Source organism: Streptomyces sp. NPDC019531 (assembly GCF_044903305.1).
Taxonomy (GTDB): domain Bacteria; phylum Actinomycetota; class Actinomycetes; order Streptomycetales; family Streptomycetaceae; genus Streptomyces.
In genome coordinates, this window is the sequence record NZ_JBJDQL010000045.1 from 24,673 (window position 1) to 36,759 (window position 12,087).

A 12,087-nucleotide genomic window follows, 5' to 3' on the forward strand; every position below is an offset into this window, starting at 1 on the left:
TCCGGGGCGATGGCACCGGGGGCGCCGGGCGTGCGGCCGGTGGTTACCGGGACGAGAGTGCTGGGAGCCACGGTTACGGAGGCGCTGAGCTGGGGGCGGGCGGCTACGAGGCCGCCGGGCACCGGGACGGCCATCGCGAGCCCGGACGCCCTGGAGCCGACGGGGTCCGAGCCGGCGAGTTCCCGGACATGCCCCAGCAGCGGGACATGCCGGCGGCCGCCGCTGCCGAATCGACCTACGGCGCGCACGCCCCGCAGTGGCAGGACACCGGTGCGGCGGGCCACCCGGAACGCGCCCCGCACCTGGCCGCTCCAGCCGAAGCGGCGGGCCCCGGCCCGGATCACACACTCCGAACCGACACCGACGCCCCGCACCAGCCGACCCCCACGTCCAAGCAGCGCAAGCGCCGTCGCGGCAGTGCGCGGTTCGCCGGGATGGCCGAGGCGGAGGCCGCCCCCGTCGTCGTACCGCCGACCGCCGTACCGTATCTGCCCGCGGCGCCCGACAAACGGGGCCGTACCCCGCGCGGGGCACGTTTCGCCGGGGCCGCGGATGCGGGTGACGTACGACCGCCGACGCCGGGTGAGGCGGTGGACCTCGCGGACGCGACGGGTGCGCGGGAGACCGCTGACACCGTCGCGACGCTCGTGCGGCTGCGCTCCGAGGGCCGTACCGGCGAAGCGCACGCCCTGCTCGTAGAGGTCGCCCACTGGCCCGCCGCCCGTTTCCCGCTGCTCGCCGCTGAGCTCCAGCAGGCCGGGCTGGGCGCCGACTGGGCGAGCCTGCTGTGGGAGGCGGCCTCGCTGCCCGCCGACCGGCTGGTGGCCGCCGCGGACGCGCTGGTCGCGGCCGGGCGGGGCTCGGACGGGGAGCAGGTCCTCCGGCAGGGCGTCGCACGGCCGGCCGCCGAGATCGGCGCGGCGGTGCTCGCACTCGTCGCCGACGGCCGCCGCCGTGAGGTCTCCGCGCTACTGGACGCCTACGTCCGGGTCCGCACCCCCGAGGAGGCCGCCCGCAGCGCCGAGCCCGGCCCGGGGACCCTCGTACCGCTCCTGCTGACGGCCGCGCGCGGGGTCTCGGAGGAGCGGCACTGGGACCTGGTGCACGCCCTGCGGGTCGCCGGATTCTCCGCCTGACAGGTCCGCCGCAACCCGGCTGACGGCCATGTCACTCGTCCACTGGAGTGTGAAACGTGATCGACTTCGCGGGTTAACGACGATGGTCTTGGCAAGCCTCTCCAGGAGGCTTACGTTCGTGCCTCTACGGCTGTGTCTACGGGCGTAGAGGCTCTGACGTCCCCGCCGAAGGAGCAGCTCATGGCCAACGTCGTACGTGCCGCTCTGGTCCAGGCCACCTGGACCGGCGACACCGATTCCATGGTGGCGAAACACGAGGAGCACGCCCGCGAGGCGGCCCGACAGGGCGCGAAGATCATCGGGTTCCAGGAAGTGTTCAACGCCCCCTACTTCTGTCAGGTCCAGGAACCCGAGCACTACCGCTGGGCCGAGCCGGTGCCGGACGGCCCCACCACGAGTCGTATGCGGGACCTCGCCCGCGAGACCGGCATGGTGATCGTCGTGCCGGTGTTCGAGGTCGAGCAGTCCGGCTTCTACTACAACACCGCGGTCGTCATCGACGCCGACGGCAGCGTCCTCGGCAAGTACCGCAAGCACCACATCCCGCAGGTCAAGGGCTTCTGGGAGAAGTACTACTTCAAGCCCGGCAACCTCGGCTGGCCGGTCTTCGAGACCGCGGTCGGCAAGGTCGGCGTCTACATCTGCTACGACCGCCACTTCCCGGAGGGCTGGCGGCAGCTCGGGCTCAACGGCGCCCAGCTCGTCTACAACCCGTCCGCCACGCACCGGGGACTCTCCTCCCACCTGTGGCGACTGGAGCAGCCCGCGGCGGCCGTCGCCAACGAGTACTTCGTCGCCGCCATCAACCGGGTCGGTGTCGAGGAGTACGGCGACAACGACTTCTACGGGACCTCGTACTTCGTCGACCCGCGCGGTCAGTTCGTGGGGGAGACGGCGAGCGACAAGGAGGAGGAACTGGTCGTCCGGGACCTGGACTTGGACCTGATCGAAGAGGTACGGCAGCAGTGGGCGTTCTACCGCGACCGCCGTCCCGACGCCTACGAAGGGCTGGTGCAGCCGTGACCAAGGATCTGCTGGGCCGTCACCGGGCCGTCCTGCCCGACTGGCTCGCCCTCTACTACGAGGACCCGCTGGAGATCACACACGGCGAGGGCCGGCATGTGTGGGACTCCGAGGGCAACAAGTACCTCGACTTCTTCGGCGGCATCCTGACGACGATGACCGCGCACGCGCTGCCCGAGGTCACCAAGGCGGTGAGCGAACAGGCCGGGAGGATCATCCACTCGTCCACCTTGTACCTCAACCGGCCGATGGTCGAAATGGCCGAGAGGATCAGCCAGTTGTCCGGTATCCCGGACGCGCGGGTCTTCTTCACCACCTCCGGCACCGAGGCCAACGACACCGCCCTGCTGCTCGCCACGACCTACCGCCGCAGCAACACCATCCTGGCGATGCGCAACAGCTACCACGGCCGCTCCTTCAGCGCGGTCGGCATCACCGGCAACCGTGGCTGGTCGCCCACCTCGCTGTCCCCGCTGCAGACGCTGTACGTCCACGGAGGCGTCCGGACCCGCGGCCCGTACGCCTCGTTGAGCGACGACGACTTCATCGCGGCCTGCGTCGACGACCTGAAGGACCTCCTCGGCCACACCCGTCCGCCCGCCGCCCTGATCGCCGAGCCGATCCAGGGTGTCGGCGGCTTCACCTCCCCGCCCGACGGCCTCTACGCCGCCTTCCGCGAGGTGCTCGCCGAGCGCGGCATCCTGTGGATCGCCGACGAGGTGCAGACCGGCTGGGGCCGCACCGGCGACCACTTCTGGGGCTGGCAGGCGCACGACCAGTCCGGTCCGCCGGACATCCTCACCTTCGCCAAGGGCATCGGCAACGGCATGTCCATCGGCGGGGTCGTCGCCCGCGCCGAGATCATGAACTGCCTGGACTCCAACAGCATTTCGACGTTCGGCGGCACGCAGATCACCATGGCGGCCGGCCTCGCGAACCTGTCGTATCTCCTGGAACACGATCTCCAGGGCAACGCCCGGCGCGTCGGCGGCCTGCTGATCGAGCGGCTGCGGGCCGTCGCCGCGCAGATTCCCGGCGTACGGGAGGTGCGCGGGCGTGGGCTGATGCTCGGCGTCGAGTTGGTGAAGCCCGGCACCGACGAGGCGGACCCGCAGGCCGCGTCCGCCGTGCTTGAGGCGGCCCGCGCCGAGGGGCTGCTCCTGGGCAAGGGCGGTGGCCACAACACCAGCGCCCTGCGGATCGCACCGCCCCTGTCCCTGACCGTCGCGGAGGCCGAAGAGGGCGCCGCGATCCTCGAACACGCTCTGAGGAGCACCATCCAGTAGTTTCACAGCAAGGGAACACCGTCATGAGCACCACCTTGGAGCCCTGGGAGTCCCTGGAGCCGGCCCTGTCGGTCCGTCAGGTCCTCATGCTGGAACGGGTCCTGGCCGGGGAGCCCGAGGTGGTGGCCGGTGCCGGTCAACTCGACCGGGCCGTGCGCTGGGTTCATGTGGCCGAGGCCGCGGACGTCGGTGTGATGCTCAGCGGCGGTGAAATGGTCCTCACCACGGGGGTGTTGCTCGCGGGCGACGAGGACAAGCAGGCCGAGTACATCCGGTCCCTGCACCGCGCGGAGGCCGCGGCCGTCGTCCTCGGACTCGGCCGCGCCTTCCCGGCCCCGCCGGACGTGATGCGCCGGGCCGCCGAGCGTTGCGGGCTGCCGATGGTCGTCCTCCACCGGCCCTTCCCCTTCGCGGAGTTGACGGAGGAGGTCCAAGCCCGGCTCGTACGGCGGAAGTTCGCCGCCGTCAGCATGTCGGAGGCGGTACGCACCGCGCTGACCGGACTCATCACCGCGGGCGCCCCACTCCAGCGGCTGCTGGACGAGATCGCCCACCACAGCGGCTGTCCCGTCGTCGTCACCAACCTCGCCCACCGGGTCCTCGCCACCTCGGGGGAGCGGTCCGCGGTGGACGACGTGCTGCGCGACTGGGAGCGCATCGCCCGCCAGGCATGGGGGCACCGCCCAGGCCGTTCAGGCACTGGGGGAGGCAGCGAGGGCGACGGCTGGGTCCGCGCGGAACTGGGCGGGCGCGGGGAGCGCTGGGGCCAGATCATGCTGTGCGGCTACCGCGGCGACACCGCCACCGGGCGGCTGCTCGCCGACCGCGCCGCCGAGGCCCTCGTCCTGCACCGCATGCTCGGCGGCACCTCCGCCCACACCTGGGAGGAGCAGTCCGCGCAGAGCCTGCTCACCGACCTGGTGAGCGGAGTCGTACCGGCGAGGCAGTTGCTGCCCCGGGCGCGGGCCGCCGGACTGCCCGTGAACCGGCGCACCTTCGTGCCGCTCGTCGTGCGGGACGGCGATCCCGTCGAACTCGACCGGGTGCTACGGCTGTTGGGGCTGCCCGGGATCGTCGCCGAGCTCGCCGACGGGGCCACCGCCGTGCTCCTGAGTCTGGCCCGGGATCAGGATGCTGCCGTGCTCACGGCGAACTTCGCGGCGCGGCTGACGGGGACGATCGTGGCGGCGGCCGACCCTCGTGCGGCCTGGGACGACGTTCCCGCCGCTATGCGCGAGGCCCGGCATGTCGCCGACGCCGTCGCCTCCGGGGTGCTCGATCTCCCGGCCGTCGTACGGCTCAGGGATGTTCATCTGCGCGGCCTGGTACGGCTGTTGCGGGACGACCCGCATGTGCAGTCCTTCGCGGAGCGCGAGTTGGACGGGCTGCTGTGCGACTCGGGCTCGGGGGAGGGCCTGCTGGCCGTCCTGCGCACGTATCTCGCCACCGGCCGCAACAAGTCCCGCACCGCCCAGCTCCACCACGTCTCCCGCCCCGCGCTCTACCGGCGCCTCGAAGCGATACAGGGCCGGCTCGGGGTCGACCTCGACGACTTCGAGCAGGCCGCCTCGGTACACATCGCGCTCCTCGCACACGACGCGCAACAGGGTTGAAACATGCCACGACCTGGGAAAACGGCGGTGAAACATGGGCTCACGACAGGGTGACACCGTGGCACGCCCAGGCCCCGATGACGTGACACGCTGCAACTCAAAGGCCGCTTTCGGACTTCCTAGCCTTCTCGCACACCCAGCGACCGGAGGTCCCGATGAGCAGAGTGATTCGTGCCGCCCTCTTCCAGACCGCGTGGACGGGCGACAAGGAGTCGATGATCCAGGTACACGAGCAGGCGGCCCGGGACGCGGCCGCCCAGGGTGCTCAGGTCCTGTGCTTCCAGGAACTGTTCTACGGGCCGTACTTCTGCCAAGTGCAGGACAAGGCGTTCTACGAGTACGCCGAGCAGATTCCCGACGGGCCGATCGTCAAGCGATTCCAGGCGCTGGCCAAGGAGTTGGGCATCGTCCTGATCCTCCCGATGTACGAGGAGGAGCAGCCGGGCGTCCTCTACAACACCGCCGCGGTGATCGACGCGGACGGCTCGTACCTCGGCAAGTACCGCAAGCACCACATCCCCCAAGTGCCTGGATTCTGGGAGAAGTTCTACTTCCGCCCCGGCAACCTGGGCTGGCCGGTCTTCGACACCAAGGTCGGCAGGATCGGTGTCTACATCTGCTACGACCGCCACTTCCCGGAGGGCTGGCGGGCCTTGGGGCTGGCCGGTGCCGAGATCGTCTTCAACCCGTCGGCCACCTCGCGCGGTCTGTCCGCCTACCTGTGGCAGCTGGAGCAGCCGGCCGCGGCCGTCGCCAACGAGTACTTCATCGGCGCGATCAACCGGGTGGGTGTCGAGGAGCTGGGCGACAACGACTTCTACGGGACGACGTACTTCGTCGACCCGGAGGCCCAGTTCGTCGGCGAGGTGGCCAGCGACAAGGAGACCGAACTCGTCGTGCGCGACCTGGACATGGCCAAGCTGCGGGAGGTCCGCGACCGCTGGCAGTTCTACCGCGACCGCCGTCCCGACGCCTACCCCCCGCTGACCGCACCCTGACCGCACCAACCACCCTGGCAGGAGAGGGAACATGAGCAGCCGTACCGTCATCCGCGGTGGTCTCGTCATCACCGCGTCGGACGAGATCCACGCCGACGTGCTGATCGAGGACGGCCGCATCGCCGCCCTCGCCGTGCCCGGTACGCAGAACTGGACCGCGGACCGCACGATCGACGCCACCGGGAAGTACGTCATCCCCGGTGGCGTCGACGCCCACACCCACATGGAGCTGCCGTTCGGCGGCACCTTCGCCTCCGACACCTTCGAGACCGGCACCCGGGCCGCCGCCTGGGGCGGTACGACCACGATCGTCGACTTCGCCGTGCAGAGCGTCGGCCACACCCTGCGCGAGGGCCTGGACGCCTGGCACGCCAAGGCCGAGGGCAACTGCGCCATCGACTACGGCTTCCACATGATCGTCTCCGATGTGAACCAGGAGACGCTCAAGGAGATGGACCTGCTCGTGGAGGAGGGGGTCACCTCCTTCAAGCAGTTCATGGCCTACCCCGGCGTCTTCTACTCCGACGACGGCCAGATCCTGCGCGCCATGCAGCGCTCCGCCGAGAACGGCGGTCTGATCATGATGCACGCGGAGAACGGCATCGCGATCGATGTGCTGGTGGAGCAGGCGCTGGCCCGCGGCGAGACCGACCCCCGCTACCACGGGGAAGTGCGCAAGGCCCTCCTTGAGGCCGAGGCCACCCACCGCGCCATCAAGCTCGCGCAGGTCGCCGGCGCGCCCCTGTACGTCGTGCACGTCTCGGCCATGGAGGCGGTGGCCGAGCTGGCGCGGGCACGTGACGAGGGGCTCAACGTCTTCGGCGAGACCTGCCCGCAGTATCTGTTCCTGTCGACGGACAACCTCGCCGAGCCGGACTTCGAGGGCTCGAAGTACGTGTGCAGCACGCCACTCAGGCCGCGCGAACACCAGGCCAAGCTCTGGCAGGGCCTGCGGACCAACGACCTCCAGGTCGTCTCCACCGACCACTGCCCCTTCTGCTTCGTCGGCCAGAAGGAACTCGGCCGGGGCGACTTCTCGAAGATCCCCAACGGGCTTCCCGGCGTCGAGAACCGCATGGACCTGCTCCACCAGGGCGTCGTCGACGGCCACATCTCGCGCCGCCGCTGGATCGAGATCGCCTGCGCCACCCCGGCCCGGATGTTCGGCATGTACCCGAAGAAGGGCACCATCGCCCCCGGCGCCGACGCGGACGTCGTCATCTACGACCCGCACGCCGAGCAGATCGTCTCCGCCGAGACCCATCACATGAACGTCGACTACTCGGCGTACGAAGGAAAGCGCCTCACGGGCCGGGTCGAGACGGTCCTCTCGCGCGGCGAACTCGTCATCAGCGAGCGGGAGTACACCGGACGCGCCGGGCACGGCACGTACACCCCGCGCTCCACCTGTCAGTACCTCAACTAGGAGTGGCGCCCATGGATTTCGGACTCGTCCTGCAGACGGATCCGCCCGCCTCGAAGGTCATCAGCCTGATGAAGCGGGCCGAACGCAACGGCTTCACCTACGGGTGGACCTTCGACTCCGCCGTGCTCTGGCAGGAGCCGTTTGTGATCTACAGCCAGATCCTTTCCAACACCTCGAAGTTGAAGGTCGGCACGATGGTCACCAACCCGGGCACCCGCACCTGGGAGGTCACCGCCTCCACCTTCGCCACCCTCAACGACATGTTCGGCAACCGCACGGTCTGCGGCATCGGCCGCGGCGACTCCGCGATGCGGGTCGCGGGCCGCACCCCGAACACGCTGGCCCGGATCAGCGAGGCCATGAAGGTCATCAGGGCGCTCGGCTCGGGCCAGGAGGCCGACCTCGGCGGCACGGTGATCAGGTTCCCGTGGATCAAGGAGGGTGCCGAACTCCCCGTATGGATGGCGGCGTACGGTCCCAAGGCACTGAAGATGACCGGTGAGGAGGCCGACGGGTTCATCCTCCAGCTCGCCGACCTGTACCTCACCGAGTACATGGTGAAGGCCGTCAAGGATGCCGCTGTCGCCGCGGGGCGTTCGGCGGACGAGGTCAAGATCTGTGTGGCCGCCCCGGCCTATGTCACCGCGGACGACTCGCCCGAGGCACTCGCCCACGCGCGCGAGCAGTGCCGCTGGTTCGGCGGCATGGTCGGCAACCACGTGGCCGACCTGGTCTCGAAGTACGGCGAGCACTCGGCCGCCGTACCCGACGAGCTGACGGACTACATCAAGGCACGCGAGGGGTACGACTACTCGCACCACGGGCGCGCCGACAACCCGGACACCGCGTTCGTGCCCGACGAGATCGTCGACCGGTTCTGCGTCATCGGCCCGGTCGAGAAGCACATCGAGAAGCTGAACGCGCTGCGCGAGCTGGGCGTCGACCAGTTCGCCGTGTACGACATGCACGACGCCCAGGAAGCGACGATCGACGCGTACGGCTCGCAGGTCATCCCCGCCATCAACGCCTGACCCCCGGCCCCCCACACCTTGTTCCCCCCTCTCCTCCCCGCCGTCCCGGGGTGGAGAGGGGCCCAGGGCCCCCGCACGGCCTGTCCCGTCCCGCTCTGACCGATTGGCCTGCTCATGACCGAAACAGTCCCCACGGGGGCGCCGATACCGCAGAACGCCGGCCCCGACGGCCGCGTCGAACTCGCCGCCGGGGCCTTCCCCGCCGACAGCCCCTTCGCCAACGAGGACCTGCGTCCCGTACCGCTCTCCGAGCGCAAGTGGACGACGTACAACTTCGCGGCCCTGTGGATCTCCATGGCGCACTGCATCCCCAGCTGGACCCTGGCCTCCGGCCTGGTCGCGCTCGGTATGGACTGGAAGCAGGCCGTGTTCACCATCGCGCTGGCCAACATCATCGTGCTGGTGCCGATGCTGGCGACCGGGCATGCCGGACCCAAGTACGGCATCCCGTTCCCGGTGCTCGCCCGTGCCTCGTTCGGGCTGCGGGGCGCCAACATCCCGGCGCTGATCCGGGCGGCCGTGGCCTGTGGCTGGTTCGGCATCCAGACCTGGATCGGGGGCAGCGGCATCTTCGTGCTGGGCTCCAAGCTCACCGGAGGTCACTGGGAGGACGCGGGCAGGATCGCGGGCAACCCATGGCCCCTGTGGCTCTGCTTCCTGCTGTTCTGGGCGCTCCAGATCGCGATCATCTACCGCGGCATGGAGTTCCTGCGGCACTTCGAGAACTGGGCCGCGCCCTTCGTGATCGTCGGCGCCCTCGTCCTGCTGATCTGGATCGCGGTCAAGGCCGACGGGTTCGGCGCGCTGCTGGACCAGCCCTCGAAGCTCGGCTGGGGCCCCGACTTCTGGCCGGTCTTCTTCCCGTCCCTGATGGGAATGATCGGCTTTTGGGCGACTTTGTCACTGAACATCCCTGACTTCACCCGGTTCGGTGCCAGTCAGAAGGCGCAGACCTGGGGACAGTCCCTGGGGCTTCCCACCACCATGACGCTGTTCGCGGTCCTCGCCGTGCTGGTCACCTCCGGCTCCGAGGTCGTCTACGGCGAGGCCATCTGGGACCCGGTCGCGCTGGCGGCCAAGACGGACAACGCCTTCGGTCTGCTCTTCGCACTGATCATCGTGCTGGTCGCCACGATCTCCGTGAACATCGCGGCGAACGTGGTCTCACCGGCGTACGACCTGGCGAACCTGGCCCCGAAGTTCATCAACTTCCGCACGGGCGCGCTGATCACGGGCGTCGTCGGCATCCTGATCTTCCCGTGGAAGCTGATCTCCACGCCGGAGTTCTACATCTTCACCTGGCTCGGCGTGGTCGGCGGCCTGCTCGGCACGGTCGCGGGCATCCTCATCGCCGACTACTGGATCGTGCGGCGCACGGTCCTGCACCTCGTGGACCTGTACACGCCGGGCGGCCGCTACTGGTACACCAACGGCTGGAACTGGCGGGCGATCGCCGCCTTCGTGGTCGGCGGTCTGCTCGCGGTCGGCGGCTCGTACTCCGCGGTGGGCGCGGACGGCAAGAAGACGGGGCCGTTCCCGACCGACGGGCTGATCCCGTTCCTCAAGCCGCTGGCCGACTACGGCTGGGCGGTGGGCCTGGGCGCGTCGCTGCTGCTGTACGTCGCGCTGATGCTGCCGAAGGGAAAGGAACAGGAGGGCATCGCGGCCTGACAGGTCGCTTCGCGAGCGCCTCGCGAGTGTTTCGCGCGCGTGGAGGGCGGTCGGAACCTGCTTGGTCAGGCCTTCCGGCCGCTCTCCAGCGCCGCCACTGCCTCCTTGGCGGCCTTGATGGCACCCTTGTTGATCTCGTCCGTACTCGGAGCCTTCTTCGACTCGAAGTCGCTGCCGTTGTACGTCACGGTCACCAGCGCGTTGGACGCCTGGATGATGACCACACCCTCACGGGTCTGCTGCTTGTTCTCGGTGGTGAGGTTCACCACCGAGTACCCGGCGTCACCGACGCCCGGCACGCTTCCGCCGCCGCTCTTCTCGGAGATGTTCTCCTTGTACGACTTCGCGGCCGCGTCGTCGGACTCCGTGATCTCGAAGGACACGTCGAGCCAGCGGTAGTCGTACCCCTTGAGCGCGTTCCAGGAGCAGGTCCGGCGCAGGTTCGTGTCCGTCGAGGGGATCTCCTTGCCGGCCGTCTTGGCGCCCGGCACGAGCGACTTGAGGGTCGCCGCGCTGATGCTGCCGCAGGGCGCGGGGGCCGAGGAGTACTGCTTCGTGACGGCTGCCGTGGACGCGCCCGAGGGCGACTCGGCGGCGCGCTGCGGCGTCGACTCCTTGTCGGCGGCCGGTGTCGCGGCCGGGCCCGACGTCAGCGCCCAGCCCGCCGCGGCGAGCACGACGACGGGCGAGATGCGTGCGGTGAGGGCGATCGGCAGGGAAAGAGTTCGCACGGCGCACTTTTCGTGGGGGACGGACGGTGCGGACAGGTCCGCACTGCGGACGGGACGCCAGTTTCACATGTCTCCCTGTGGGGCGGAAGTGTGAACTCGCTCCGTGCCTGTGCCGTCACAGCGTCCCGCCGTCGATGCGTCATATGCCCGTTTATGTCCGGGCGATGGGCCGGTACAGGGCAGACTCGACGCGATCCACGGCCAGGAACGCCCCGTAGGCCACAAGGCGCACCAGGCACTGGTCGGTGTGCTCCGGGCGCCGCCAGGCCGCCACGTCCTCGTCGGTGATCCGGTACGGCGCGAGTGCGGCCAGCAGCACCAAGCGCGCGCCGGGACGCTCCAGCCGGTCCGGGAACCCGCTCAGGTCGAGGGGCGGATGCGAGCCGTCCCAATCGAGCAGTGTCTCCTCCACGAGGTCCTGGTCGTCGATGTCGAGGAGCCCGGCGCCTGTCATGGCCGCCCGGAGCAGCGCCGCGTACGCGAGGCCGACGGGAGTGCCGCCCGCCCACGCGGGGGCCTCACCGGGGTCCGGAAGGTCGAGCAGCGCCAGGGAGGCGCCGGGTCGGGCGGGGCGGCGTACGGTCCGGGCGAGGGTACGGCCCGCGAGGCTGCGTACGGCACGGAACCGCTGGACGTTGCCCGGCAGCAGGTTCTCGGTCAGCAGGGCCGACACGATCCGGTTGATGAAGTGGAAGGCGAACGCGGTGCCGAGATAGCCCGGGGCGTGCTCGCGTGGGAACGGATACGGCCCGGCGCCGAGTCCGCTCGGCACACGGCTGCGCCGGCCCCAGTCCAGCACACGCGCGTGCTCCTCGTTCTCCGGCCGCTCTCCCCGGACGATGCCTTCGGCGAGGGCGTGGTCGCCGGTGGCGTGCAACAGCATGGTGTGCGCGTCCACGCAGAACGGACACCGGTTGGCGAGCGAGACGCCGAGCGCCGCCAGCTCCTTGCCGGTGCGGCTGCCGGGGCCCGCGATCAGGGACTCGCGCATCAACGCCCAGGTCGAAGCCAGAAGTTCGGGTGCCGAGGCGAGGACCACGAAGGTGACGGGTTCGTCGATGCCGAAGTCACGGGACAGCTGTTCGTAGACCTCGGCGACACTGCCGGTTGCCGACTTGGGCGGCAGGGGGCGGGTGTAACGGAAGGGTGTGGACATGCACAGCAGACTGCGC

The 12,087-nt window shown here is 69.9% G+C and carries 10 protein-coding genes; 8 read left to right on the forward strand and 2 right to left on the reverse strand.

The window, feature by feature from the left end:
* Positions 1-188: 188 nt before the first annotated feature.
* From ACI2L1_RS36280 to ACI2L1_RS36315, 8 genes are all read left to right on the forward strand, one after another.
* Positions 189-1,136, forward strand: coding sequence for a hypothetical protein (locus tag ACI2L1_RS36280; protein WP_404743684.1), 948 nt, complete (start codon positions 189-191; stop codon positions 1,134-1,136).
* Positions 1,137-1,316: 180 nt separating this feature from the next.
* Positions 1,317-2,159 (forward strand): nitrilase-related carbon-nitrogen hydrolase, encoded by an 843-nt coding sequence (locus ACI2L1_RS36285; RefSeq protein WP_404743685.1) that lies wholly within the window; start codon positions 1,317-1,319, stop codon positions 2,157-2,159.
* Positions 2,156-3,445, forward strand: coding sequence for an aspartate aminotransferase family protein (locus ACI2L1_RS36290; RefSeq protein ID WP_404743686.1), 1,290 nt, complete (start codon positions 2,156-2,158; stop codon positions 3,443-3,445). Before ACI2L1_RS36285 ends, ACI2L1_RS36290 begins: the two co-directional genes overlap by 4 nt.
* 23 nt (positions 3,446-3,468) lie before the next feature.
* Entirely contained in the window at positions 3,469-5,058 is a 1,590-nt protein-coding gene (locus ACI2L1_RS36295) for a PucR family transcriptional regulator (RefSeq protein ID WP_404743687.1), read from the forward strand.
* Between the two features lie 155 nt (positions 5,059-5,213).
* Positions 5,214-6,056, forward strand: coding sequence for a nitrilase-related carbon-nitrogen hydrolase (locus ACI2L1_RS36300; protein WP_280861628.1), 843 nt, complete (start codon positions 5,214-5,216; stop codon positions 6,054-6,056).
* Positions 6,057-6,087: 31 nt separating this feature from the next.
* Positions 6,088-7,482, forward strand: a complete 1,395-nt coding sequence (gene hydA, locus ACI2L1_RS36305) for a dihydropyrimidinase (RefSeq protein WP_404743688.1) — start codon at positions 6,088-6,090, stop codon at positions 7,480-7,482.
* A gap of 11 nt (positions 7,483-7,493) precedes the next feature.
* Positions 7,494-8,513 carry a TIGR03842 family LLM class F420-dependent oxidoreductase gene (locus ACI2L1_RS36310; protein ID WP_404743689.1) on the forward strand — a complete coding sequence of 340 codons (1,020 nt, stop codon included), beginning with the start codon at positions 7,494-7,496 and terminating at the stop codon, positions 8,511-8,513.
* A gap of 114 nt (positions 8,514-8,627) precedes the next feature.
* A complete protein-coding gene (locus ACI2L1_RS36315) occupies positions 8,628-10,184 on the forward strand; it encodes an NCS1 family nucleobase:cation symporter-1 (protein ID WP_404743690.1) in 1,557 nt (518 codons plus the stop codon).
* Positions 10,185-10,249: 65 nt separating this feature from the next.
* Here ACI2L1_RS36315 and ACI2L1_RS36320 read toward each other — a convergent pair whose 3' ends face one another.
* Both ACI2L1_RS36320 and ACI2L1_RS36325 read right to left on the reverse strand, forming a co-directional pair.
* Positions 10,250-10,915 carry a hypothetical protein gene (locus ACI2L1_RS36320; protein ID WP_404743691.1) on the reverse strand — a complete coding sequence of 222 codons (666 nt, stop codon included), beginning with the start codon at positions 10,913-10,915 and terminating at the stop codon, positions 10,250-10,252.
* 151 nt (positions 10,916-11,066) lie between these two features.
* On the reverse strand, positions 11,067-12,071 hold the full coding sequence (locus ACI2L1_RS36325; protein ID WP_404743692.1) for a carboxymuconolactone decarboxylase family protein: 1,005 nt from the start codon (positions 12,069-12,071) through the stop codon (positions 11,067-11,069).
* Positions 12,072-12,087 lie beyond the last annotated feature (16 nt).

Coding starts and splice junctions, on each gene's coding strand:
- ACI2L1_RS36285 (WP_404743685.1), top strand. CDS start 1,317: ATGGCCAACGTCGTACGTGCCGCTCTGGTCCAGGCCACCTGGACCGGC.
- ACI2L1_RS36280 (WP_404743684.1), top strand. CDS start 189: ATGCCCCAGCAGCGGGACATGCCGGCGGCCGCCGCTGCCGAATCGACC.
- ACI2L1_RS36310 (WP_404743689.1), top strand. CDS start 7,494: ATGGATTTCGGACTCGTCCTGCAGACGGATCCGCCCGCCTCGAAGGTC.
- ACI2L1_RS36325 (WP_404743692.1), bottom strand. CDS start 12,071: ATGTCCACACCCTTCCGTTACACCCGCCCCCTGCCGCCCAAGTCGGCA.
- ACI2L1_RS36300 (WP_280861628.1), top strand. CDS start 5,214: ATGAGCAGAGTGATTCGTGCCGCCCTCTTCCAGACCGCGTGGACGGGC.
- ACI2L1_RS36295 (WP_404743687.1), top strand. CDS start 3,469: ATGAGCACCACCTTGGAGCCCTGGGAGTCCCTGGAGCCGGCCCTGTCG.
- hydA (WP_404743688.1), top strand. CDS start 6,088: ATGAGCAGCCGTACCGTCATCCGCGGTGGTCTCGTCATCACCGCGTCG.
- ACI2L1_RS36315 (WP_404743690.1), top strand. CDS start 8,628: ATGACCGAAACAGTCCCCACGGGGGCGCCGATACCGCAGAACGCCGGC.